General features: G+C 63.7%; 27 protein-coding genes. 14 read left to right on the top strand and 13 right to left on the bottom strand.

Going from position 1 to position 21,000, the window contains the following annotated elements; all coding sequences use genetic code 11:
- Positions 1-87: 87 nt before the first annotated feature.
- The 8 genes from NKK50_RS13370 to NKK50_RS13335 form a co-directional block, all read right to left on the bottom strand.
- On the bottom strand, positions 88-618 hold the full coding sequence (locus NKK50_RS13370; protein WP_245265829.1) for an epoxide hydrolase family protein: 531 nt from the start codon (positions 616-618) through the stop codon (positions 88-90).
- A gap of 74 nt (positions 619-692) precedes the next feature.
- Positions 693-1,604, bottom strand: coding sequence for an alpha/beta hydrolase family protein (locus NKK50_RS13365; protein WP_352543542.1), 912 nt, complete (start codon positions 1,602-1,604; stop codon positions 693-695).
- Positions 1,605-1,789: 185 nt separating this feature from the next.
- Entirely contained in the window at positions 1,790-3,400 is a 1,611-nt protein-coding gene (locus NKK50_RS13360; protein ID WP_023736529.1) for an NTP transferase domain-containing protein, read from the bottom strand.
- Positions 3,397-4,101 (bottom strand): XdhC family protein, encoded by a 705-nt coding sequence (locus tag NKK50_RS13355; RefSeq protein ID WP_023745984.1) that lies wholly within the window; start codon positions 4,099-4,101, stop codon positions 3,397-3,399. Before NKK50_RS13355 ends, NKK50_RS13360 begins: the two co-directional genes overlap by 4 nt.
- Positions 4,102-4,103: 2 nt before the next feature.
- Positions 4,104-4,442: an XdhC family protein gene (locus NKK50_RS13350; RefSeq protein ID WP_023734542.1), complete on the bottom strand. Its 339-nt coding sequence runs from the start codon at positions 4,440-4,442 to the stop codon at positions 4,104-4,106.
- 58 nt (positions 4,443-4,500) lie between these two features.
- A complete protein-coding gene (locus NKK50_RS13345; RefSeq protein WP_023834160.1) occupies positions 4,501-5,766 on the bottom strand; it encodes a vWA domain-containing protein in 1,266 nt (421 codons plus the stop codon).
- Between the two features lie 4 nt (positions 5,767-5,770).
- Complete coding sequence (locus NKK50_RS13340) at positions 5,771-6,700, bottom strand: AAA family ATPase (protein ID WP_023711480.1); 930 nt, start codon at positions 6,698-6,700, stop codon at positions 5,771-5,773.
- Positions 6,697-7,224: a flavin reductase gene (locus NKK50_RS13335; protein ID WP_023834161.1), complete on the bottom strand. Its 528-nt coding sequence runs from the start codon at positions 7,222-7,224 to the stop codon at positions 6,697-6,699. The genes NKK50_RS13340 and NKK50_RS13335 overlap by 4 nt, the downstream gene beginning before the upstream one ends.
- Before the next feature lie 180 nt (positions 7,225-7,404).
- Here NKK50_RS13335 and NKK50_RS13330 point away from each other — a divergent pair, with 180 nt between their 5' ends.
- Positions 7,405-8,475 carry a branched-chain amino acid ABC transporter substrate-binding protein gene (locus NKK50_RS13330; protein ID WP_023745982.1) on the top strand — a complete coding sequence of 357 codons (1,071 nt, stop codon included), beginning with the start codon at positions 7,405-7,407 and terminating at the stop codon, positions 8,473-8,475.
- Positions 8,475-9,494: a P1 family peptidase gene (locus NKK50_RS13325; RefSeq protein WP_023745981.1), complete on the top strand. Its 1,020-nt coding sequence runs from the start codon at positions 8,475-8,477 to the stop codon at positions 9,492-9,494. Before NKK50_RS13330 ends, NKK50_RS13325 begins: the two co-directional genes overlap by 1 nt.
- Before the next feature lie 7 nt (positions 9,495-9,501).
- Here NKK50_RS13325 and NKK50_RS13320 read toward each other — a convergent pair whose 3' ends face one another.
- A complete protein-coding gene (locus NKK50_RS13320; protein WP_023669083.1) occupies positions 9,502-9,756 on the bottom strand; it encodes a DUF2171 domain-containing protein in 255 nt (84 codons plus the stop codon).
- A gap of 136 nt (positions 9,757-9,892) precedes the next feature.
- Here NKK50_RS13320 and NKK50_RS13315 point away from each other — a divergent pair, with 136 nt between their 5' ends.
- The 4 genes from NKK50_RS13315 (at position 9,893) to NKK50_RS13300 (ending at position 13,237) form a co-directional block, all read left to right on the top strand.
- Positions 9,893-10,618, top strand: coding sequence for a DUF2259 domain-containing protein (locus NKK50_RS13315; RefSeq protein ID WP_023745980.1), 726 nt, complete (start codon positions 9,893-9,895; stop codon positions 10,616-10,618).
- A 101-nt stretch (positions 10,619-10,719) separates the two neighbouring features.
- The gene (locus NKK50_RS13310) at positions 10,720-11,139 is read left to right on the top strand and encodes a hypothetical protein (RefSeq protein WP_245261990.1); all 420 of its coding nucleotides are present in this window, start codon (positions 10,720-10,722) and stop codon (positions 11,137-11,139) included.
- 59 nt (positions 11,140-11,198) lie between these two features.
- Positions 11,199-12,500: an adenylosuccinate lyase gene (purB, locus tag NKK50_RS13305; protein WP_023834162.1), complete on the top strand. Its 1,302-nt coding sequence runs from the start codon at positions 11,199-11,201 to the stop codon at positions 12,498-12,500.
- Positions 12,501-12,508: 8 nt separating this feature from the next.
- A complete protein-coding gene (locus tag NKK50_RS13300; protein ID WP_023834163.1) occupies positions 12,509-13,237 on the top strand; it encodes a metallophosphoesterase family protein in 729 nt (242 codons plus the stop codon).
- Positions 13,238-13,252: 15 nt separating this feature from the next.
- Here the strand turns inward: NKK50_RS13300 and NKK50_RS13295 are convergent, their stop codons facing one another.
- Positions 13,253-14,065 carry a VOC family protein gene (locus NKK50_RS13295; protein WP_352543541.1) on the bottom strand — a complete coding sequence of 271 codons (813 nt, stop codon included), beginning with the start codon at positions 14,063-14,065 and terminating at the stop codon, positions 13,253-13,255.
- Between the two features lie 194 nt (positions 14,066-14,259).
- Between NKK50_RS13295 and NKK50_RS13290 the strand changes: the two genes are divergently transcribed.
- Positions 14,260-14,814, top strand: a complete 555-nt coding sequence (locus NKK50_RS13290) for an RBBP9/YdeN family alpha/beta hydrolase (protein WP_023694132.1) — start codon at positions 14,260-14,262, stop codon at positions 14,812-14,814.
- Between the two features lie 19 nt (positions 14,815-14,833).
- On the opposite strand, the gene NKK50_RS13285 is transcribed toward NKK50_RS13290, so the two are convergent.
- Together NKK50_RS13285 and NKK50_RS13280 are read right to left on the bottom strand one after the other, a co-directional pair.
- Positions 14,834-15,607 (bottom strand): HpcH/HpaI aldolase family protein, encoded by a 774-nt coding sequence (locus NKK50_RS13285; RefSeq protein ID WP_023669090.1) that lies wholly within the window; start codon positions 15,605-15,607, stop codon positions 14,834-14,836.
- A 127-nt stretch (positions 15,608-15,734) separates the two neighbouring features.
- On the bottom strand, positions 15,735-16,055 hold the full coding sequence (locus tag NKK50_RS13280) for a DUF1476 domain-containing protein (RefSeq protein WP_023669091.1): 321 nt from the start codon (positions 16,053-16,055) through the stop codon (positions 15,735-15,737).
- 47 nt (positions 16,056-16,102) lie between these two features.
- Here NKK50_RS13280 and NKK50_RS13275 point away from each other — a divergent pair, with 47 nt between their 5' ends.
- From NKK50_RS13275 to NKK50_RS13250, 6 genes are all read left to right on the top strand, one after another.
- The gene (locus NKK50_RS13275) at positions 16,103-16,225 is read left to right on the top strand and encodes a hypothetical protein (protein ID WP_280790911.1); all 123 of its coding nucleotides are present in this window, start codon (positions 16,103-16,105) and stop codon (positions 16,223-16,225) included.
- Positions 16,226-16,330: 105 nt separating this feature from the next.
- Complete coding sequence (purC, locus tag NKK50_RS13270; RefSeq protein WP_013532127.1) at positions 16,331-17,125, top strand: phosphoribosylaminoimidazolesuccinocarboxamide synthase; 795 nt, start codon at positions 16,331-16,333, stop codon at positions 17,123-17,125.
- A gap of 88 nt (positions 17,126-17,213) precedes the next feature.
- Positions 17,214-17,456, top strand: a complete 243-nt coding sequence (gene purS, locus NKK50_RS13265; RefSeq protein WP_023669092.1) for a phosphoribosylformylglycinamidine synthase subunit PurS — start codon at positions 17,214-17,216, stop codon at positions 17,454-17,456.
- Between the two features lies 1 nt (position 17,457).
- Entirely contained in the window at positions 17,458-18,126 is a 669-nt protein-coding gene (gene purQ, locus NKK50_RS13260; RefSeq protein ID WP_352543540.1) for a phosphoribosylformylglycinamidine synthase subunit PurQ, read from the top strand.
- Positions 18,127-18,167: 41 nt separating this feature from the next.
- Positions 18,168-18,578, top strand: coding sequence for a hypothetical protein (locus tag NKK50_RS13255; protein WP_023669094.1), 411 nt, complete (start codon positions 18,168-18,170; stop codon positions 18,576-18,578).
- Between the two features lie 4 nt (positions 18,579-18,582).
- Positions 18,583-19,227: a Pr6Pr family membrane protein gene (locus NKK50_RS13250; protein WP_023684887.1), complete on the top strand. Its 645-nt coding sequence runs from the start codon at positions 18,583-18,585 to the stop codon at positions 19,225-19,227.
- A 12-nt stretch (positions 19,228-19,239) separates the two neighbouring features.
- Here the strand turns inward: NKK50_RS13250 and NKK50_RS13245 are convergent, their stop codons facing one another.
- Positions 19,240-19,485, bottom strand: coding sequence for a DUF1127 domain-containing protein (locus NKK50_RS13245; RefSeq protein WP_023739389.1), 246 nt, complete (start codon positions 19,483-19,485; stop codon positions 19,240-19,242).
- A gap of 93 nt (positions 19,486-19,578) precedes the next feature.
- Here NKK50_RS13245 and NKK50_RS13240 point away from each other — a divergent pair, with 93 nt between their 5' ends.
- Positions 19,579-20,988: an aminotransferase-like domain-containing protein gene (locus NKK50_RS13240; protein ID WP_023736517.1), complete on the top strand. Its 1,410-nt coding sequence runs from the start codon at positions 19,579-19,581 to the stop codon at positions 20,986-20,988.
- The last annotated feature ends 12 nt before the right edge of the window (positions 20,989-21,000 follow it).

Below are 21,000 nucleotides of genomic sequence, written 5' to 3'. Positions count from 1 at the left end.
GACGCCAAGCACGCTTTCGGAATGGAGCCGTGCCATCCAGGCGGAAACGCCCGCCCCGATGTCGCCTCCTTGGGAAGCGAAGCGGTCTTAGCCGAGCCCCCGCATCAACTGTACCCATAACTCCGCGATGCGGCCGGAATGGAAGCCTGGTTCCGTCGGCGCCTGGGAAAAGCCGTATCCGGGCAAGGAGGGAACTACCACGTGGAAAGCGTCGGCCGGGTCACCACCATGGGCAGCTGGGTCTGCCAGCAATGGAATGACGTGTTCCATTTCGATGAACGAGCCGGGCCAGCCATGCGTTATGATCAGCGGCAGCGGCGCCGGTCCGTTGCCTGGCTGGTGGACAAAGTGGACATCTAGGTTGTTCAGCCTCGTCAGATATTGCGGCAGCCGGTTCAGCCGCGCCTCTTGCACTCTCCAGTCGAAGCGGTCTCGCCAGTAATCCGCAAGGCGCTTGATGAACGGCAGGTCGGCCCCATCACTCCAGCCCGCTTCGCTTAGCGGAATTGGCCATCGTGTTGCGCTAAGCCGGCGCTGGAGATCTTCAAGTTGTTCGTTCGGAATTTGGATCTTGAAGGGGTGAGCGTCCATCGCTGTGCTTCCGATCTGTTGGATCATATCAGCCTACCCCAGTAAGGATATCGGCCGAACCATGATCGCCAAAACCAACGGGCACCTCTGGGCCATATGCCTCAGGGCGCTTTTGACAGCATCCAGTTCAACGTTTGGCGCCAGTCCACCATGCGGATCGGCGTGCCGTGGGTGCCCGTTTCAAAACGGACGAACCGGGTCGGATAGGCTTTCGAGTTCGCAATGATGGAGCGGAAGAAGGCTTCCTGTTTCTCCACGGGAAAGACCGGGTCCTTGCTGCCCTGGCCGAAAAACACCGGCACGTGACGCCTGTAAGCCGGGCTCGAAAGGAAGCTGTCATCCCATAGCGAGCCGAGCAGCAGCAGCCCGCTGATGCGCCGTCCGGTATCGTCGCGGCCGGCAAGTTTCCAGCACAGCGCACCACCCATCGAGCCGCAGGCGACGAAAATCTTCGCGTCCGGCGAGGCCTCGGCATAGTGGCCGATCATGGCTGCGATCTGCGCCGCGCCCTTGTCGCCGAAATCGGTGAAATCGGGTGAGAGATAAAGGCCGCCATTGCCGGCCATCAGGTTCTTGATGCGGTTGAAATTGCCGCCGAAGGTGAAGTCGTCGACACCCTGCTTGCGGCTGCCGCCCTGCCCGTGCAGGTAAAGCACGATGATGCCGGCGCCATCGGTCTTGCCGACAGCGACATGCCTGACATCCCCGGCATCGGTTTTCAGCATCAAATCCTGCTGCACCTTGCGCACGCCGGTGTCGGTATACTGCGCATGCACGCGCTTTTCCGGCACTTCGTCGCGGTCGTTGATGTCGCGCATCTCGCGATAGTCGATGACGGTGTAGGCGCCTTTGTCCGTGGACGAGAGCGTCGCCGGATAGGCGAAGAGGTCATCCTTGTAGGGTTTTAGTTCGAGCGCGTCGGCGTGGGCGGCAGAGAACAGGAAAAAGAGCGAAATCAGAAGGCTATGGAGCGCGGCCGCCCCCCTCTGGGCTGCCGGCCATCTCCCCCTCAAGGGGGGAGATTGGATATCACGCCGCCTTCCGCCAATCTTCAAAGCTGCAGGATAGACGCCGCCATCGAGGCTGCTGATCTCCCCCCTTGAGGGGGAGATGGCCGGCAGGCCAGAGGGGGGTAGAAGCGCTGAGGCAAGTAAAGAGAGAGCCATGCTAAAGGCATGCGTTTTTCGGCTTCGCTTTGTCAATCCTGCAGCACGCCGCCGGCGTCTTCCAGCGCCTCACGGGTGTCGACATCGATCGACGCGCCGTCGCCGATCTCGACGTCGATGACATCCAGTCCCTCGGCCTCGACCAGATGGCGGGCGCCGGTGTCGCCCTCGAGGTGAGCGATGCCTCCAAACAGCGCGCGTGGCAGCAGCACCGGATTGCCGCGGCGGCCGTCATGGGCGGCACGCACCACTGAGCGGCCGCCGTCCCTACGGAAGGCCTCGATCAACCGGTCGAGATCGGCCGATGAGATACCCGGCATGTCGCCGAGGACGATCATGGCGCCGGCCGCCTCGGCTCCAACGCGGGCAATGCCGGCTTTTAGAGACGAGGAAAGGCCGTCGGCAAAATCCGGATTGTCGGCGAAGATCACGTCGAGGCCGGTCAAGGCTTGGTGCACCCGCTCACGCTGGTGGCCGGTGACGACAACGGTGCTGGTTGCCTTCGAGGCCAGTGCGCGCTCGACTGTCCGGCGCACCAGCGGTTTGCCGTCGAACAGCGCCAGAAGCTTGTTCGGCCCGCCCATGCGGCTGGAGCGACCGGCGGCCAGAAGCACGATCTCGACCTTCAGCCCGGCTCTCGCCGGCAGCGGCTCGCGCGGCTGCGGCCGGGTCGGGATTTCCATCAAGAGGCCGCCAACGCCCATGCCGGCGATGTCCTTGGCGGTGACGTCGAGACCGGCGATCAGCCTGTCGAGCACCCAATCGAAACCGTTCTCCTTGGGGCTGCGGGCGCAACCGGGCGCGCCGATGACGCGCTTGCCGTCGAGCGTGCCCAGCACCAGCAGATTGCCGGGATCGACGGGCATGCCCGCGCGGATCACCGTGCCACCTGCTGCCTCGATCGCCGCCGGAACGACATCGTTGAAATCGCTCATCGCCGAGGCGCCGAAGATCACCACCATGTCGTTGTCGCGCGCCAGCGCGGCGGCGGCCTCGGCGACGGGCGCAATTTCGTGCGGCGTGCGGCGCTCCGTCGTCAGCCGGCCGCCGGAGCGTGCCAGCCGCGCTTCGGTGACGCGTAGCGTCTTGTCGAGCACGCTCGCCTTGATGCCGGGCAGCACCGTCTGGATGACGCCGATGCGCACCGGATGGTAGGCGTTGACGGCGAAGATCTCGCCGCCGGCGCAGATCTTTGTCACCGCATCGACAAGGGCCGAGGCAACGGCGAACGGGATGATCTTGACCGTCGCCACCATCTGGCCCTGCTCAACCGGCGCGTGCTGCGCCAGCGTGGCGATGGTGATGGTCGGGTCGACCGCATTGATGGCGTCGATCATGGCGGCATCGACGGTGAAGAGACCGGCGGCCTTGGCATGGAGGTTGACGCGGCCGGTCGCGGCCGGTTTTGCCTCTATGTTGCGGTGGGCCATGCTGGCAGCAATCTTTTCGGCCGCCGCATCCTCGCTGAGGTCATCGGCGGCAAGCACCGCCACGACGATCTCGGTAATGCCGGCCGCCTTCAGCACCGCCACGTCCTGCGTGCTCAGCCTGTGCGCCTTGCGGAAACGCCGCTCGCCCGCCGTCGTGGCATGCGCCAGCACCGCGCCTTGCGCCTTGTCGATTGGAACCGGACCGAATCTCACGCCGCAGCGCCTTTCGATTCCAGCCCGCGCGAGCGAAAGGCGTGGATCGTCTGCGCCAGGATGGCGACGGCGATCTCGGCCGGGCTCGCCGCGCCAATGTCGATACCGATCGGTGCGTGGATGCGGGCGATCTGGTCGGCGCTGGCGCCGAGCGCCAGCAGGCGCTCGACGCGCCTGGCGTGTGTTTTGCGGCTGCCGAGTGCGCCGACATAGAAACAGTTGGCGTCGAGCGCGGCCTTCAGTGCGAAATCGTCGATCTTCGGATCATGGGTTACGGCGGCGAGCGCCGTATAGCTGTCGAGCGGCTGGCGTTTCAGCACATCCTCCGGCCATTCGGCATGGAGTGCTACATCGGGAAAACGGTCCGGGGTGGCGAAGGCGGTGCGCGGATCGACGATCTCCAGGGGATAGCCGGCGATCCTGGCCATCGGCGCCAGCGCCTGACTGATATGGACGGCGCCGACTACCACCAGGCGCGGCTGCGGCAAATGCGCGTTGAGGAAGAAGGTGCGCCCTTCAGCCTCGACCGAACCGGAATTGCCGGTGCGAAATGCCTTGGCGATCGCTTGCCCGAGATCGCCGGCAACCTGGTCGCCTTCGCGCACGATGCGGTCGCGGCCGTCGCCGAGATCGGTGACCAGGATCGCGGCGCGGCGGGCCCGGCGTTCGGCATTGAGCGTTTTGAGAGCGTAGGGATCCATGCCTAACCAAGCCGCTCCACATAGACCTTGATGCGGCCGCCGCAGGACAGGCCGACCTGCCAGGCGGTTTCGTCGGCAACGCCGAACTCCAGCATTTTGGCCTTGCCGCTATCGATGACGTCGATCGCCTCGCTTACCACGGCGCCCTCGACGCAGCCGCCCGAGACCGAGCCGTGGAAATTGCCTTCGGCGTCGATGACCAGATGACTGCCAACCGGCCTCGGCGCCGAACCCCAGGTCTCGACCACAGTGGCGATGGCGACATCCTTGCCGTCCTTCATCCAGCCTTCCGCGATGATCAAGGGGTCGCGGGCCTCATCGAGATAGATGCTGTTGTCCATGATCGCTTGCCTCAAAGTCTGTTTTTCTCTGGGAGCCTGTTTTCGGAATCCAATATGGCTATGCGGCGCGCCTGACACCAGCGTCCAGCCAGCGACGCGGATCGACCGAAGCGGCGGATTTCTTGTCCAGCGAGGCGCAGAGGTCGGCCAGCGCATCGAGATTGTGTACCGAGCGGAACTCGTCGACATGAGGCAGCATCGCTCTGACGCCGCGGGCGCGGGCCTCGAAACCGTCGAAGCGCAATAGGGGATTCAGCCAGATCAGCCGCCGGCAGGATTTGTGCAGGCGATCCATCTCCTCCGACAGGCCGGCGACATCGTCGCGCTCCAGCCCGTCGGTGATCAGCAGCACCACCGCACCCTGCCCGAGCACGCGGCGTGACCAGTGCTTGTTGAACTCCGCCAGCGTATCGCCGATGCGGGTGCCGCCCGACCAGTCCTTCACCGCCGCCGAGCAGTCGGCAAGGGCGGCATCGGGGTCGCGATGGCGCATCTGCCGCGTGAGATTGGTCAGCCGCGTGCCGAAGACGAAGGTGTGCACGCGCCGCCGTTTTTCGGTCAGCGCATGCAGAAAGTGCAGGAAGATGCGCGTGTACTGGCTCATCGAACCGGAGATATCGGCGAGAACCACCAGCGGCGGATGCACTTCGCGGGCTGAGCGGAATTTCGGCAGGATCAGTTCGCCGCCGGTGCGCGCGGCCGAGCGCATCATGGCGCGTGGATCGATACGGCGGCCATGCAGGTCTGCCTTGAAGCGTCGGGTACGGACCATGTCGAACGGCAGCCGCAGCCGGGCAATCGCCTTCTTGGCGTCTGCCATCTCGTCGGCATTCATCTGGGCAAAGTCCTTGCCGCGCAGCACTTCATTCCCGGAGAAGGTTAGCCGGGCGTCGACTTCGATCTCCGGGATTTCCCTGACCGGCCGATTCTTCTCGTGGCCTTCGAACATGGCCTGGCTGACGCGGTTTTCTGCCGCGCGCGGCTTTTGCTTCTCCCTGGTGTCGGGCGCCACCGGCGAGAACATCACCAGAAGTTTCTCGATCAGCTCGCGCGATTTCCAGAACAGCCGGAAGGCTTCGTCGAAAACAGGGTGATCCTCGTGCCGCGACACCAGCACGGCATGCAGCGTCCAGTAGAAATCGTCGCGCGAACCGATGCCGGCTGCCAGCACCGCCTCGATCCCATCCTTGACCGAAGCCGGCCCGACCCGCATGCCGGATTTGCGCAAGGTGCGGGCGAAATAGACGATGTTGTCGGCGATGCGCCCGTCTTCCGTCGCCTCTCTGGGTTCGGTCTCTTTGGGGTAAGCACCCGGCGCCTTCACTGCCCTACTCCGCCGCCGCCAGTTCGGCCTTGACCTCATCGAGGATGCGCCGGCCCTCGCCCGCGCCGATGCGGGCAATGTCGTCCTGGTATTTCAGCAAAACGCCGATCGTGTCGGAGACGGTTTCGGGATCGAGCGCCACCTTGTCGAGTTCGGTCAGCGCGCCGGCCCAGTCGATGGTCTCGGCAACGCCCGGCGCCTTGAATAGTTCGACTTGGCGCAGCTTCTGGATGAACGACACCACTTCGGCCGAAAGCCGGCTGTTGGCCTGCGGCACCTTGCGCCGCACGATCTCCAGCTCGCGCTCGGCATTGGGATAATCGACCCAGTGATAGAGGCAGCGCCGCTTCAGCGCGTCGTGGATTTCGCGGGTGCGGTTGGTGGTGATGATGACGATCGGCGGCTCCTCCGCCTTGATCGTGCCAAGCTCGGGCACCGTCACCTGGAAATCGGACAGGATTTCGAGCAGGAACGCCTCGAAGGCTTCGTCGGTGCGGTCGAGCTCGTCGATCAGGAACACCGGGGCCGCACCCGCCTTGCCGGTCAGCGCATCGAGCACCGGCCGGCGGATCAGGTATTTTTCGGAAAAGACATTGCGCTCCATGTCGGAGCGGTCGACCGAGCCTGCCGCCTCCTCCATGCGGATCTCTATCATCTGCGCGGCGTAATTCCACTCATAGACAGCGGACGAGACGTCGAGCCCTTCATAGCATTGCAGGCGGATCAGCCGGCGGCCGAGTGCCTGCGCCAGCACCTTGGCGATCTCGGTCTTGCCGACGCCGGCCTCGCCCTCGAGGAAGAGCGGCCGCTGCATGCGCAGCGACAGGAACAGCACCGTTGCGAGCGAGCGGTCCGCGACATAGTCCGCGCCGGTCAGGAGATCGAGCGTTTCGTCGATCGTCCGCGGCGCGGGGCGCGGTTTCAGCTCGGTCATTCTTTCTCCGTTGCCGCCTCTGCTCCGCTCTGCAGCACGTGGTAGTCGCGGGCGTGGTAGATCAGCGGCCGCAAATTATCGCCCATGCGCAGGCCTGTCACCTTGCCAAAAAGCACACGATGGGTGGCGAGATCCTTGGTGTCCATCAATTCGCAGTCGAAAACCGCAAGAGCGCCCTTCAGGGTAGGCGCGCCCGTCGATATGACATCCCACTCGCCAAGCCCGAAACGCTCATCGGCAGACAGCCCGGTCAGGCCTGAAAACGCCACCGATAGGGGCTGCTGGTGCGAAGCCAGCGTGTTCAGCGCAAACCGGCCGTTTTGCACGAAGAGCTCGTTCTTGGCATTCTCGCGGTTGAGACAGACGAGAACCGTCGGCGGCGTGTCCGACACCGAACAGGCCGCAATCACCGTCGTGCCGCGTTTGCCGGCGGGCCCGTCGGTGGTCACCACATGGACGTGGCCGGCAAAATGCGCCATCGCGTCGCGATAGGCCTGAGGCCCTATGTCGTTCAACTTCAACACCGATGATTTTCCATAAGCGGGAATCCAAGCGTTATATATGGCGGCACACAATAGGCCACAAGCGAAGTGGTTGACGCCAATCCGCAAATTCCCGTGTTGCGCCTGGGACGGGCAGCCTTTAGGTCTTGGCGGAAGAGACGCTGGAAGCATGCGACCGGCACGGAGGAATTCGTCGTCAGAATGCGACCCCCAACAGCTGTAATAGCGGCACTGCTCTGGCTGCTGCCGGCAAGCGCCGGCGCGCAGACGCTGCTTGTCGGCGTCGCCGCGCCCCTGTCCGGTCCGTCGGCGATCCTGGGCAAGCAGATCGAGGCGGGTGCTGCCCTGGCAGCAGAAGCCAACAGCGCCGAGATCAAGACGGTCGACGATGCCTGCACCGCCGATGGCGGGGCTGCCGCCGCCAGGGAATTCGCCGCTGCGAAGGTCGATATCGTCGTCGGCTTCCTCTGCACCGAGGCGATCCAGGCGGCGCTGCCGATCCTCAAGGACGCTGACATACCGGTCATCACCGTTGGCGTGCGCACCGAAAGCCTGACCGACCGCCGCGCCAAAACCGGCTGGCCGGTCTACCGGCTGGGGCCACGCGGCGACGACGAGCGCAATGCGGTGGCCGCCATCCTGACCCGGCTGTGGCAGAGCGAATTGTTCGCCATCGTCGATGACGGCACCATCTATGGCCGCGAAATCGCCGAGACGCTGCGCGCAGCGGCCGAACAGGCGGCGCTGAAGCCGGTCTTCACAGACACGTTCCGGCCCCAGCTCGACAACCAGATCGGGCTGATCGGCCGGCTGAAGAAATCAGGCGCGACGCATGTCTTTGCCGGTGGCGACGGCGACGACATCGCCATTATGGGCCGCGACGCCGGCCAGCTCGAGGCCGGCATCGTCTTTGCCGGCGGCGAGAATTTGCGCACGCCACCCGGCGATGTGCCTTACGCCATCGGCACGCTGATGATCGCGCCGCCGGAATGGGCCGATGTCGCCGATCCCAAGGTGCTGGCGGCGTTTACGGCCAAAAACATCGCGCCGGATGGCTATGCCTTGCCGGCCTACGCGGCGGTGGAGATTGCCAAGGCGGCCTCGGCCGCGCCCGAGACCTCGGGCAAGGGGCTGGCCGACGCGCTAACCGGGCATGATTTCACCACCGCGATCGGCCCGCTGCGGTTCGACGACAAAGGCGATCTGAGCCAAAACCTCTATCGCGCCTTCCGCTTCGACGGGACGCATTTCGTGCCGGCGGAGAAGAATTGATGTTTCGCACCGGGCCGCGCAATCTGATCACCGATGTCGCCGGCCTGCGCGTCGGCAACGCGTCGGACGCAAGGTTGAAATCGGGCGTCACGACCGTGCTGTGCGATGAACCGGCGGTCGGTGGCGTGCAGATCCTCGGCGGCGCGCCGGGCACGCGCGAGACCGACCTGCTCGAACCGCACAATTCCATCGAGGCGGTTCATGCCGTCGTGCTGTCGGGCGGCTCGGCCTTCGGCCTCGACGCCGCATCGGGGGTGCAGGCGGCGTTGCGTGAAAACGGCATAGGCATCGATGTCGGCGGCTTTCGCGTGCCGATCGTGCCGGCGGCGATCCTGTTCGACCTGCGCAATGGCGGCGACAAGGATTGGGGCCGTTATCCTCCCTACCGCGACCTCGGCTACCAAGCCGCCCAGGCGGCAACAGTCGACTTTCCGCTCGGCACAATCGGCGCCGGCACCGGGGCGCTGAGTTCCGGGCTGAAGGGCGGCCTTGGCTCTGCCTCGACTGTGCTCGACAGCGGCGTCACCATCGGCGCGCTCGCCGCCGCCAACCCGACCGGCTCGGTGACGATTGCCCGTACACGCTATTTCTGGGCGGCGCCCTTCGAGATCGGCGATGAGTTCGGCGGGCTCGGCTATCCCTCGCCAATGCCGGACGATGCCAGGCGGATCCTGTTGAAATACCGCGACAAGCGTGTCGGTGGACAAGCCGAGGCCGGTGGCAACACCACCATCGCCGTCATCGCCACCGACGCCGTGCTGACCAAGGCGGCAGCCAAGCGGCTGGCCATTTCAGCGCATGACGGCTTCGTGCGCGCCATCTGGCCCGTGCACACGCCGGCTGACGGCGATCTGGTGTTCGCGCTGGCGACGGGGAAGAGCGGCATAGAACTCAGCGCCGACGATGCCGTCGATTTCTTTGCCGCCGCCGGCGCCACCATGGCGCGCGCCATCAGCCGCGGCATCCATGCCGCGACGCCGGCCGATGGCGATCTGTTTCCGGTGTGGTCGTCGCGCTGACTTTCAGTCAGGTCGGGTCGGACTCCTCTTCCTCGAAGCTGACCGCGACATCCGAATTCGCCGACAGCCAGACTTTCTGGCCCTCGACCTCGGCAAGCAGGCTCAAGGGAATGTAGTGGTGATGCCCCTGATGGGCGCCCTCGCCGCTGTCGGCCTTGGTCAACTTGATCCGCTCGCCATCGACCCTGTCGACGGTGCCGATGTGAACGCCGTCGGCGCCGACCACTTCCATATGCTCGCGAATCTTGCTGGCCTCAGTCATGGGGTGTTCTCCTTTTGAAAACGATCGACGATAACAAACAGAGGCGAAATTGGATGCATCGCCTTTCGAATAGCACGATGTTTTGACTGTCTCGTGATAGGGAACGATCGAACCAGGCAGGCGGAGCGGAACCCCGATGCGAAATCTCGTCCTGATTGGCGTTTGCCTGCTGGTCCATCTGGCATCCGCCATGGCCGCCCGAGCGGGCGATGTCGCCGAGCTTGAAATCCTCGGCTTCAGCAAGGATGGCAGCGTCTTCACCTTCGAGGAATATGGTGTGGCAGACGGTTCGGGCTTTCCCTATGCCAATCGCTACTACATCAACACCGCCGACGACACGTTCCTGAAGGGCACGCCAATCCGGGTCCGGCTGAAGGATGAGACCGCCTCGCTCGAGACGGCCCGTCAGCAAGCCAGGCAAAAAGGCGAAGCAATCATTGCCCAGGCCGAGCTTACCGCCAACCGCGGCATCACCGCCGGCTTCAACCCGGTGACCGAATTGTCGGCCGACCCGTTCCGCATGGTGGTCAACCCACGGCCGATCTTTTCGCCGGTCGACCCGCCGCTGGAATTCCGGCTCGACGAGATCGGCATGAACGACACCGAAAGCTGCCAGAGCCAGGGCGAGATCAACGGTTTTCGCTTGCTGCGGATCGAGGCCAGGGATGGCGGCCAGACCCATCTGCTGCATGAGGATAAATCGATCCCGAAAAGCCGTGGCTGCCCGAACGGCTACAGGATCGGCGCGGTGCAGACGTTCTCGATGGACAGCATCAGCGCCTATGCGGTGCTGATCGCGGTGCGCCAATACGGCTTCGAAGGGCCGGATTTTCGCTGGATCGCCGTGACCGGACGCCTGTGACTGCGCTCGATCAATCCAGCTGGCGCAAGCGCGCCGGAAAACGCGTCAGCCGCGCCGTACCAGCGACGGGCACGGCGCTTGTCGGCGCCTTGCTGTGGGCGATGGCCATGGGCGCCAGCGCGCTGACCGGTCTTTGGCTCGACAATTGGGAGACCCCGGAAAAGATCCGCTTCGTCGCCCTGCTGTTTGCGACCGGCGCGGCATTGGCCTTTCCCGTCGGGTTGTTCGCGGCGCGGCTGGTCTCGCTCGACCGGCATTGGGAGGTGGCGTTCGCCGCCGCCTTCGTCTGCCTGCTTGCCACGACGCTCGCCTTCACCGGCGGGTTGTTTGCGCTGCAATACCGCTCCTACTATGCCGAATGGCACGCGGAGGCCTTCACCGCCCGGTGGGCGTTCGAACTGGTCTTCACCTCGCTGACGGCGCTCTACCAGTTCGTGGTGCTGGGTATCAGGCTCTATTTTCCGCTCGGATTCATCGCGCTTGCCGCCGCCAGCGTGTGGTTTGCACGCCGGCAGCGTTGAGCATTCGGTCCGCCTCTGATAGGAGGCGCACTTAACCACCGACATATCAGGACTGACGGATGATCCCTCGCTATTCCCGGCCGGAAATGGTCGCCATCTGGTCGCCGGAAACCCGCTTCCGCATCTGGTTCGAAATCGAGGCCCATGCCTGCGATGCGTTGGCTGAGCTCGGCGTCATCCCCAGGGAAGCCGCCAAGACCATCTGGGAAAGGGGCAATGCGGCAAAATTTGACGTCGGCAAGATCGACGAGATCGAGGCCGTGACCAAGCACGACGTAATCGCCTTCCTCACCCATCTCGCCGAATTCGTCGGGCCGGATGCGCGTTTCATCCACCAGGGCATGACCTCATCGGATGTTCTCGACACCTGCCTTGCGGTGCAGCTCAGCCGCGCCAGCGATATTTTGCTGGCCGACCTCGACGGCCTGCTCGCCGCGCTGAAGCGCCGGGCCTTCGAGCACAAGGACACCGTCACCATCGGCCGCAGCCACGGCATCCACGCCGAGCCGACCACGTTCGGCGTCAAGCTGGCGCAGGCCTATGCCGAGTTCTCACGCTGCCGCGAGCGGCTGGTGCACGCGCGAGAGGATATTGCCACCTGCGCCATATCGGGCGCGATCGGCACCTTCGCCAACATCGATCCCTATGTCGAAGAACATGTGGCGAAAAAGCTTGGGCTGAAGCCGGAGCCGGTGTCGACGCAGGTCATCCCTCGCGACCGCCATGCCATGTTCTTTGCCACGCTCGGCGTCATCGCCTCGTCGGTCGAGCGGCTGGCGACCGAGATCCGCCATCTGCAGCGCACCGAGGTGCTGGAAGCGGAAGAGTATTTTTCGCCGGGCCAGAAGGGCTCGTCGGCAATGCCGCACAAGCGCAACCCGGTGCTGACCGAAAACCTCACCGGCCTTGCCCGCATGGTGCGGTCCATGGCCTTGCCGGCGATGGAGAATGTCGCGCTCTGGCACGAGCGCGACATTTCGCATTCCTCGGTCGAGCGAATGATCGGCCCGGACGCCACGGTAACACTCGATTTCGCGCTGTCGCGGTTGACCGGCGTCATCGACAAATTGCTGGTCTATCCCGACAACATGCTGAAGAACATGAACAAGTTCCGTGGCCTTGTGCATTCGCAGCGCGTGCTTTTGGCGCTGACGCAAGCCGGCGTCAGCCGCGAGGATGCCTACCGCCTGGTGCAGCGCAACGCCATGAAGGTATGGGAACATGGCGCTGATTTCCTTGAGGAATTGTTGGCCGACAAGGAAGTCACCGCAGCGCTGCCCGAAGCCGAGATCCGCGAGAAATTCGACCTGGGCTATCACACCAAGCATGTCGATACGATCTTCAAGCGGGTTTTCGGATAGGATCTTCCATGCGGCTGGCTGCCCTTTCCGACATCCATGGGAATCTGCGCGCGCTTGAGGCGGTTCATGCGCAGATCAAAGACGCTTCTCCCGACATAATCGTCAATCTGGGCGATTGTCTTTCCGGGCCGCTATGGCCTGAAGAAACCGCGCAATATCTGATGGCGCAGAATTGGCCGACCGTGCGCGGCAATCACGACCGTGTGCTGGTCGAGCCGCCTGCTTCCGGGTTGGAAGACGTCGATGCTTTCACCCACCAACGCCTCTCTGAGACATCCCTGACCTGGCTCTCGGCCTTGCCGGTCACCCTGTCGCCTGCCCCGGACATCCTGCTTTGCCATGGCAGCCCCAGTGACGACGACGTGTTCCTGCTCGAGGAAGACGGAGGCAGCCACTTCCACCCCTCCAATGAAAAGCAGATCAGGCACAAGCTGGGCAGCGCCGGCGCCGGGCTGATCTTGTGCGGCCATACACATACGCCGCGCGTTGTGCGCTTGTCGGACAACCGGACAATCCTCAACCCGGGCAGCGTCGGCGTCCAGGCATTCCCCGGCCTGACCGTGACCGGCAGTCCGCATGCCCGCTACGCCCTCGCTACGCGCAAGGACGGACAATGGTCGTTCAGCCATCACGTGGTCAATTATGACTGGACCGAGGCGTCCACCCGCGCGACAGCCACCGGCTTCGACAGCTGGGCGCATGGGCTGCTGACGGGCTACGCCGCCAATTCCTTGTAAGAACCGAGCGGGCGCTCAGCCGGCGCCCGGCACGGTGCGGATAACCGTGCCCCACGGATCTTCCCGAGTGGTTTCAGCGGTTGTCTTGTCCGAGCGCATCTCGACCCAGGTCAGACCCGAGCGGGACGGATCGCGGCGGCCGGCACCGGCGCTGTGCCACGAATTGCCACCGATATGATGGTGGTAGCCTCCCGACGACAGGAACACCGCCTGCCCTCCATACTTAGCGACCGTGTCGAAGCCAAATTCGTCGTGCCACCAGGCCTCGGCATCTTCCGGCCGGCCGACGCGCAGATGGACATGGCCGATAATGCTGTTTTGCGGCGCGCCCTGCCAGCCGGCGTCACCGGCCGGCACGCTGCCAACCACGGCGGCCAGATTCAGCCGCTCGGTCGCCATGGCGATCTTGTCGCCGTTCCACTTCCACTCCTGCGGCAGACGGTCCCTATAGACTTCAATGCCGTTGCCTTCGGGGTCGGTCAGGTACAAAGCCTCGCTGACCAGATGGTCGGAGGCGCCCTCGATGCGGATCTTGTTGGCGGCGGCATGGTTTATCCAACGGCCGAGATCGGCGCGGCTGGGCAGAAGGAAAGCGGTGTGGAAAAGGCCGGCGCTGCGCGGATCGTCGGGCTTGGCCGCTGCGTCAGGCTCGATGACCAGCAGCGGGCGCTCGGCAGCGCCCAGCGTGATGGCGCCATCGGCGCGGCTCAATTCCTGCAGGCCGACAACAGCCCGGTAGTAATCGGCAAGTCCTTCGGCGTCGCGCGCCTTCAGGCCCACGCGTGACACGCTGACGGGGGTCGTCGCGGCAAAAGGCAGTTCGCTCATAAAACTCTCCGTTCAGCGCGTTATCCCAGGCCGCGCCACCAGTCTATTCTGTTGTCCATCTCTTCCTGCCTCAAATCGTCGATCCTGATCGTTCACACAAGATGGAAAGAATCGAACAGGTTGTTCACGATTGTGATGCACCGCATGCGTCAGCGCGGGTTGCACGAGACACGGCCGCTCGCTATCTCAGCGCCATGAAAGTCAAAGACGCAGATATTCTGATCGTGCCGGGCTACACCAATTCCGGCCCCCAACACTGGCAGACACGCTGGCAGTCGAAACTGTCGACGGCGCGCCGGGTCGAGCAGGCGGAGTGGTCGAAGCCGGTGCGCGAGGACTGGACGGCGAGCGTGGCGAACGCTGTCAACGAGGCCGAGCGGCCGGTGGTGATCGTTGCCCATTCCCTGGGCGTGGCGGCCGCGGTGCAGGCCATTCCGCAGTTCAGGAAGCCGGTCGCCGGTGCGTTCTTTGTCGCGCCGCCCGACGTCGCCAACCCGGAGATAAGGCCGCGTCACCTGATGACCTTTGGCCCCTATGCACGCGAACCGCTGCCCTTCCCGTCCATCGTCATCGCCAGCCGCAACGATCCGTTCTGCGCCTTCGAGGTTGCCGAGGACATTGCCGGCGCCTGGGGTTCGCTGTTCATCGATGCCGGCGAAACCGGTCACCTCAATGAGGATGCCGGCTTCGGCCCGTGGCCGGAAGGGTCGATGACCTTCGCCAAGTTCCTGACCGACCTCAAGGCCTGACCGGGCAAGGCACCACGCCTCAGCCCTTGATCGAATCGTTCATGCTTTTGATGAGTATCTTTGCGCCGAGCGAAATCAGCGCATGGTCCGAGCCCATCGCCAGCAGCCGGTAGCCCATCGCCACGACGCGGCCGGCAATCGCCGGCTCAACGACGTAGATTGCCGCATGCTTGCCCGCCTTGCGCGTCCGCTCGGCGATGGAGGCGACGGTTTCCATCATGCTTTCCAGCGTCGAATTGACGGTGGCGCCATTCGACCAGGCGATGGAGAAATCCGATGGGCCGAGGAAGATGCCGTCAATGCCCGGCGTGTCGAGGATGCCGTCCAGCGCATCGAGTGCGGCGCGCGTTTCGACCATGGCAAAGGCCATGGTGCGTTGATTGGTGTCGCGCAGCCATTCGGCGTGGTCGCCTTTGCCATGGCGCGGAAAAGCATAGGTCGGGCCCCAGGAGCGCTCGCCCATCGGCGGATATTTCATCGCCGCGGCAAAGAGTTTTGCATCGGCCACCGAATTCACCATCGGTGCAATCACCGCCTCGGCACCGAAATCGAGGGCGCGGCTGGCCATGTCGAAGCGGCCGACCGGAATGCGCACCAGCGCCGGCTTGTTGGCGGCCAGCACCGGCACCAGGCCGCGCAAGACCGAGTCTTCGTGGTGTCCGCCATGCTGCATATCGAGGGTGACGGCGTCAAAACCCTGCTTGGCGATGATTTCGACCGTCAAAGCGTCCGGAACGCCGGACCAGGCGGTGAACAGCGTTTCATCCGCCGCCAGGCGTGACTTCAGGGACATGGGTGCTTTCCTCGTTGGGTAGAGCCTTGTAACAGGCCTACGCACAGTTTCAGCCGGAAAAGGCTGAAAAGGCAAAGAAAAACCGCCCGGCTGGACCGGGCGGTCGATTGGTCCAGCGCTACTCGCTCTAGGTGTTCTTGATCTGCTCGATCGCCTGCGCCATCAGTTCGTCCATGGTGCGGCGGATCTGGTGATCCGACTGGTCGACGCCGGCGGCGTCGAAATCCTTGCGGATCTTGCGGAATACGTCGTGATCGCCGGCTTCCTCGATATCGGAAACCACAACTTCCTTGGCATAGGCGTCGGCGTCAGTGCCGGATTTGCCCAGCTTTTCGGCGGCCCACAGACCGAGCGCCTTGTTGCGGCGTGCGGAAGCCTTGAAGCGAAGTTCTTCGTCGAAGGCGAATTTGCGCTCAAAACCCTCTTCGCGGTCTTTCATGCTGCTCATGGCTTCCCTCCGATGAAATCGATTCGCGTTGGCGATGGATATGTGTGTTGCCGCAGCACAAACCAAAAGGGCGCGGGCCGGTCAATATGCTACATCACTTGCTGCGCTGCGGCATTTCATTCCTGAAAGCGGTCGATGGAAAGGATTTGCCGATTGAGCAAACGCTGTGATTGGGATAGACCCGGCATTGAACCCCACCCGTCGCCGCACCAATTTAGGCAGACGGACAGGAACTGGTCGCTTGCCGCCTGCCCGCAAATCCAGAGAAAAATCAGATGAAAAATCGCCGCCGCATTTATGAAGGCAAGGCCAAGATCCTCTATGAGGGACCGGAACCGGGCACGCTTATCCAGTTCTTCAAAGATGATGCGACCGCATTCAACAAGAAGAAACATGAGGTCATCGACGGCAAGGGTGTGCTCAACAACCGCATTTCCGAGTACATCTTCAACCATCTGAACCGCATGGGCATTCCGACCCACTTCATCCGCCGGCTCAACATGCGCGAGCAGCTGATCAAGGAAGTCGAGATCATTCCGCTCGAAGTGGTGGTGCGCAATGTCGCCGCCGGCTCGCTGTCCAAGCGCCTCGGCATCGAGGAAGGCACCGTTCTGCCGCGTTCGATCATCGAATTCTATTACAAGGCCGATGCGCTCGACGATCCGATGGTGTCGGAAGAGCACATCACCGCTTTCGGCTGGGCAAGCCCGCAGGAGATCGACGACGTCATGGCGCTGGCCATCCGCGTCAACGACTTCCTCTCCGGCCTGTTCATGGGTGTCGGCATCCAGCTCGTGGATTTCAAGATCGAATGCGGCCGCCTGTTCGAGGGCGACATGATGCGCATCGTCGTTGCCGACGAGATCTCGCCGGATTCGTGCCGGCTGTGGGACGTGGCAACGCAGGACAAGCTCGACAAGGACCGTTTCCGCCGCGATATGGGCGGCCTCGTCGAAGCCTATCAGGAAGTTGCCCGCCGCCTTGGCATCATGAACGAGAACGAGCCGCCGCGCCCGACCGGCCCGGTGCTCGTCGCCTCGACCGATGGCCTCAAAGGCAAGCCGCATTAAGTCTTCATTTCTTGACGCAATTCCGGACGGAAAACCGCTTCACACTTTTCCTGGAATTGCTAAGTCTTCGAACAGGAACCTGTCCAGCATGATCAAGGCCCGCATCACCGTCACCCTCAAGAACGGCGTGCTCGACCCGCAGGGAAAAGCCATAGAGCACGCTCTGTCCGGACTGGGGTTCGGCGGCGTCGGCCAGGTGCGGCAGGGCAAGGTCTTCGACCTCGAGCTCTCGGAGACCGACAAGGCCAAGGCTGAAGCCGATCTGAAAGCCATGTGCGACAAGCTGCTGGCGAATACGGTGATCGAGAATTACGCGGTGGAGATCGCTTGATATGAAATCAGCTGTCGTTCTTCTCCCCGGCCTCAACCGCGACCGCGACATGATTGCGGCGCTGACCAAGATTTCCGGGCAGGCGCCGGCGACCGTCTGGCAGACCGACACTGAAATCCCCGATGTCGACCTGATCGCCATTCCCGGCGGCTTCTCCTTCGGCGATTATCTGCGCTGCGGCGCCATTGCCGCGCAGATGCCGGTGATGCGGGCAGTCGCTGAAAAGGCCGCCAAGGGCGTCATGGTCATTGGCGTCTGCAACGGGTTCCAGATTCTGGTCGAGGCCGGCCTGCTGCCCGGCGCGCTGATGCGCAATGCTTCGCTGAAATTCGTTTGCCGTGAGGTGAAGCTGCAGATCGCCAACGCCAACACCATGTTCACCCGCCGCTATCAGCCGGGCCAAATCATCCGCACGCCGGTTGCGCATCATGACGGCAATTATTTCGCCGATGCCGACACGCTTGCGCGCCTCGAGGGCGAAGGACAGGTTGTGTTCCGCTATGCCGAAGGCACCAATCCCAATGGCTCGATCAACGACATTGCCGGCATCATCAGCGAGAAGGGCAATGTGCTCGGCCTGATGCCGCATCCGGAAAACCTGATCGAGGCCGCGCATGGCGGCAGTGACGGCCGGGCGCTGTTCGAAGGCGCACTCGGCATCGCCGCCTGATATCTCTTCGAATTCCTTTCAAAACGCGGGGGCGGTTGACCATGAGACTGACGATTGTTCGCCTAGGTCCCCTGGCTGCTGCCGGCTTGGCGTTGGCGTCCTGCCAGTCCAGCCCGAAGAGCGCGCCGGTCCCCACGGGCAAGAGCGCTTCGCTGCTGGCCATGGAACAGGTAGCGATATCGGCCCACAAATGCTGGATCGCCAGCAAGGATCCCGCCTTCAAATCCTATCAGATGGCCAATGAGCTGAATTCGTTCAGCGGCACGCCCCGCTTCCTGCTGGTGCCGGCCAAGCATTATGGCGGCAAGCCGCTGCTGGTCGTCCAGGCGCAAGGCAATTCCAGCCGCGTCGACGTGTTCGGTCCGCTGATGGACGATCCGCTCGGCGCGCGCATCGGATCCGACATTGCGCGCTGGCAAACGGGCAACCCCTCCTGCAACGCGGCCGCCTGACGCCATGGGCCGCTTCCTGCAGTTTGCGGGATTGATCATCGGTCTGGCCGGGCTTGTCCTGCAAGCGTGCATCACCATCCCGGCATCGATGGAAGCCGGCCGCAGTTTTCTCGGCTCCATCGTCTTTCTGTTCAGCTTCTTCACCATCCTGACCAACATCGGTGCAGTGCTGGTCCATGTCTCGCTGCTGTCGCCTTCGGGCTACGCCTGGCTGCCGGCCTTTGCCGGGCCGCGGATGCGGGCGGGCGTGGCGGCTTCCATCGCCCTGGTCTTCATCGTCTACGCGACAGTTCTGGCGCAGCTCTGGCAGCCGCAGGGGCTGTTCCTGCTCTGTGACGTGCTGCTGCACTATGTGACGCCGGTGCTGTTCGTGCTGTGGTGGCTTGTTGCAGGCGCTGACGGCAGGACACGCTGGAGCGACATTTCGTGGTGGATGGCCTATCCGATCGCCTATCTCGCCTATGCGCTGGCGCGCGCACCGATCGCAGGCGAAGTGCCCTACCCGTTCCTCGACGTTGCGAAAAACGGCGCGGCCAACGTCGCCCTTGCGGCGCTGGCCGTCACCGGTGTTTTCCTGGTGCTGTGCATCCTCGCCGTGCTTGCCGATAAGGGCGTCTCACGCCTCAGGGCTCCGGGCACACGCCGCTGACCAGACTACAAGTTAGTCCCAGATTCGCCTGATGCCTTCGCGGTGAGCGTCGTCACGCGACACACCGATGTCCCTGAGCTGCTCGTCGGTCATTTCGAGCAAAGCCAGGCGGCCGCGACGGCGCTCGATCAGCACGTCGATCCATCGCGCCAGCGATCTGACTACATGCACGATCCGGCCGACAAAGCCTCGCCGGCTGGACGGGCGCGGCCCGACCAATTCAATGCCCGCGCAGCGGATTGTCTCGATTGTATCCATTGTCTTTCTGCCAACCTTGCAAATTGTACCCATCTTAGTACGGTTCTGATATGCATTGACACCCGATCTGGTGCAATATACAGAATTGTCACCATGACAAATTGGCTCCCTGACCTCACCATCGGTTCCGGCCCGCTTTACCAGCGCCTTGCCGACAGCATCGAGTCGGACATCGACAAGGGCGTCATCGATGCCGGGGCAAAATTGCCGCCGCAGCGCGATCTCGCCTATGATATCGGCACGACGGTCGGCACGATCGGCCGAGCCTATCAGCTGCTGCGCGAACGCGGGCTGGTGAGCGGCGAAGTCGGACGCGGGACCTATGTGCTGGCGCAGCAATCGGAAGCGTCACCCGAATTCGCCGAGCCTGCCGTGCAAGGCACGCGCTATGTCGATGCGCCGCCCGGCAAGCTGCGTTTCGACAGCACTGCCGCGCCCGACATCGGCCAGGGCGCCATTGTCGCTGACATGCTCTCGCGCACGGTGCAGGATCACCCGCACGAGATTTCGAGCTACACCAGGGATTTTCCGGAGCGCTGGTTCGAGGCCGGCGCCCGCTGGCTGTCGCGCAATTCGTTCCGTCCGGCGGCCGACACCATCGTTCCCACGCTTGGCACACATGCCGCGGTGATGGCGGCGATTGCGGCACTGACCACACCGGGCGACTATGTCGCCTTCGAGCACCTCACCTATTCGCAGATCGCCCGCAGCGCCGGGCTGATCGGGCGGCGCATAGCACTGGTGGCATCGGACGAAGAAGGCCTCGATCCCGAGGATTTCGAACGCGTCTGCGCGCAAAAGCACCCGAAGATGATCTTCCTGATGCCGACGGTGCAGAACCCGACGCTGGCGATCCTGTCGGTTTCGCGCCGCGAGGCGATCGCTCGTGTCGCGCGCGCGTACAATGTCATCGTCATCGAGGACGATCTCTATGGCGGCCTGACCGAAGATCCGACGCCGCTCATCGCCGAATATGCACCCGAGCGCACCATTGTCGCCGGCGGTCTGTCGAAATCGGTCGCGGCAGGTGTTCGCGGCGGCTGGCTCTCCTGCCCGCCCGCCTATCGCCATCGCATCCGCGTCGCCCACAAGATGATGACCGGCGGGATGCCGTTCCTGCTGGCGGAGGTGAATGCGCGGCTGGTGCTGTCAGGGCAGGCTGGCGATATCCGCAAACGCAGCATTGCCGAAATTGCCGCCCGCATCGCCATCGTGCGCGAGACACTGGCGGGTTTCGCCTTCAAGTCACACGGCAGCGTGCCCTTCGTCTGGCTGACGCTGCCCGATCCCTGGCTGTCCGGCACGTTCAGGAGCGCATGCCTCGAAAATGGCGTGCTCCTCGACGACGAGGACGAGTTCAAGGCGGGGCGTTCCGAGCAGGTTTTTCACGGCGTGCGTTTCGGCGTCTCGCAGCCAAGGCGGCGCGAGGACATCACCGGCGGCGTCGCGGTGATCCGGCGGCTGCTGGAGGAAGGCCGCGCCGGCTACGACAGTTCGTCCTGACTCGGTCCTCCT

Source organism: Mesorhizobium sp. M0001 (assembly GCF_040324255.1).
GTDB lineage: Bacteria > Pseudomonadota > Alphaproteobacteria > Rhizobiales > Rhizobiaceae > Mesorhizobium.
This window is presented reverse-complemented; position numbering and strand designations above follow the sequence as displayed.

Excerpts from the sequence above, each read along its gene's own strand:
- NKK50_RS13370 (WP_245265829.1), bottom strand. The coding sequence starts at position 618 with ATGATCCAACAGATCGGAAGCACAGCGATGGACGCTCACCCCTTCAAG.
- NKK50_RS13355 (WP_023745984.1), bottom strand. The coding sequence starts at position 4,101 with ATGGATCCCTACGCTCTCAAAACGCTCAATGCCGAACGCCGGGCCCGC.
- NKK50_RS13350 (WP_023734542.1), bottom strand. The coding sequence starts at position 4,442 with ATGGACAACAGCATCTATCTCGATGAGGCCCGCGACCCCTTGATCATC.
- NKK50_RS13340 (WP_023711480.1), bottom strand. The coding sequence starts at position 6,700 with ATGACCGAGCTGAAACCGCGCCCCGCGCCGCGGACGATCGACGAAACG.
- NKK50_RS13330 (WP_023745982.1), top strand. The coding sequence starts at position 7,405 with ATGCGACCCCCAACAGCTGTAATAGCGGCACTGCTCTGGCTGCTGCCG.
- NKK50_RS13325 (WP_023745981.1), top strand. The coding sequence starts at position 8,475 with ATGTTTCGCACCGGGCCGCGCAATCTGATCACCGATGTCGCCGGCCTG.
- NKK50_RS13320 (WP_023669083.1), bottom strand. The coding sequence starts at position 9,756 with ATGACTGAGGCCAGCAAGATTCGCGAGCATATGGAAGTGGTCGGCGCC.
- NKK50_RS13315 (WP_023745980.1), top strand. The coding sequence starts at position 9,893 with ATGCGAAATCTCGTCCTGATTGGCGTTTGCCTGCTGGTCCATCTGGCA.
- NKK50_RS13310 (WP_245261990.1), top strand. The coding sequence starts at position 10,720 with ATGGCCATGGGCGCCAGCGCGCTGACCGGTCTTTGGCTCGACAATTGG.
- purB (WP_023834162.1), top strand. The coding sequence starts at position 11,199 with ATGATCCCTCGCTATTCCCGGCCGGAAATGGTCGCCATCTGGTCGCCG.
- NKK50_RS13300 (WP_023834163.1), top strand. The coding sequence starts at position 12,509 with ATGCGGCTGGCTGCCCTTTCCGACATCCATGGGAATCTGCGCGCGCTT.
- NKK50_RS13295 (WP_352543541.1), bottom strand. The coding sequence starts at position 14,065 with ATGAGCGAACTGCCTTTTGCCGCGACGACCCCCGTCAGCGTGTCACGC.
- NKK50_RS13290 (WP_023694132.1), top strand. The coding sequence starts at position 14,260 with ATGAAAGTCAAAGACGCAGATATTCTGATCGTGCCGGGCTACACCAAT.
- NKK50_RS13285 (WP_023669090.1), bottom strand. The coding sequence starts at position 15,607 with ATGTCCCTGAAGTCACGCCTGGCGGCGGATGAAACGCTGTTCACCGCC.
- NKK50_RS13280 (WP_023669091.1), bottom strand. The coding sequence starts at position 16,055 with ATGAGCAGCATGAAAGACCGCGAAGAGGGTTTTGAGCGCAAATTCGCC.
- purC (WP_013532127.1), top strand. The coding sequence starts at position 16,331 with ATGAAAAATCGCCGCCGCATTTATGAAGGCAAGGCCAAGATCCTCTAT.
- purS (WP_023669092.1), top strand. The coding sequence starts at position 17,214 with ATGATCAAGGCCCGCATCACCGTCACCCTCAAGAACGGCGTGCTCGAC.
- purQ (WP_352543540.1), top strand. The coding sequence starts at position 17,458 with ATGAAATCAGCTGTCGTTCTTCTCCCCGGCCTCAACCGCGACCGCGAC.
- NKK50_RS13255 (WP_023669094.1), top strand. The coding sequence starts at position 18,168 with ATGAGACTGACGATTGTTCGCCTAGGTCCCCTGGCTGCTGCCGGCTTG.
- NKK50_RS13250 (WP_023684887.1), top strand. The coding sequence starts at position 18,583 with ATGGGCCGCTTCCTGCAGTTTGCGGGATTGATCATCGGTCTGGCCGGG.
- NKK50_RS13245 (WP_023739389.1), bottom strand. The coding sequence starts at position 19,485 with ATGGATACAATCGAGACAATCCGCTGCGCGGGCATTGAATTGGTCGGG.
- NKK50_RS13240 (WP_023736517.1), top strand. The coding sequence starts at position 19,579 with ATGACAAATTGGCTCCCTGACCTCACCATCGGTTCCGGCCCGCTTTAC.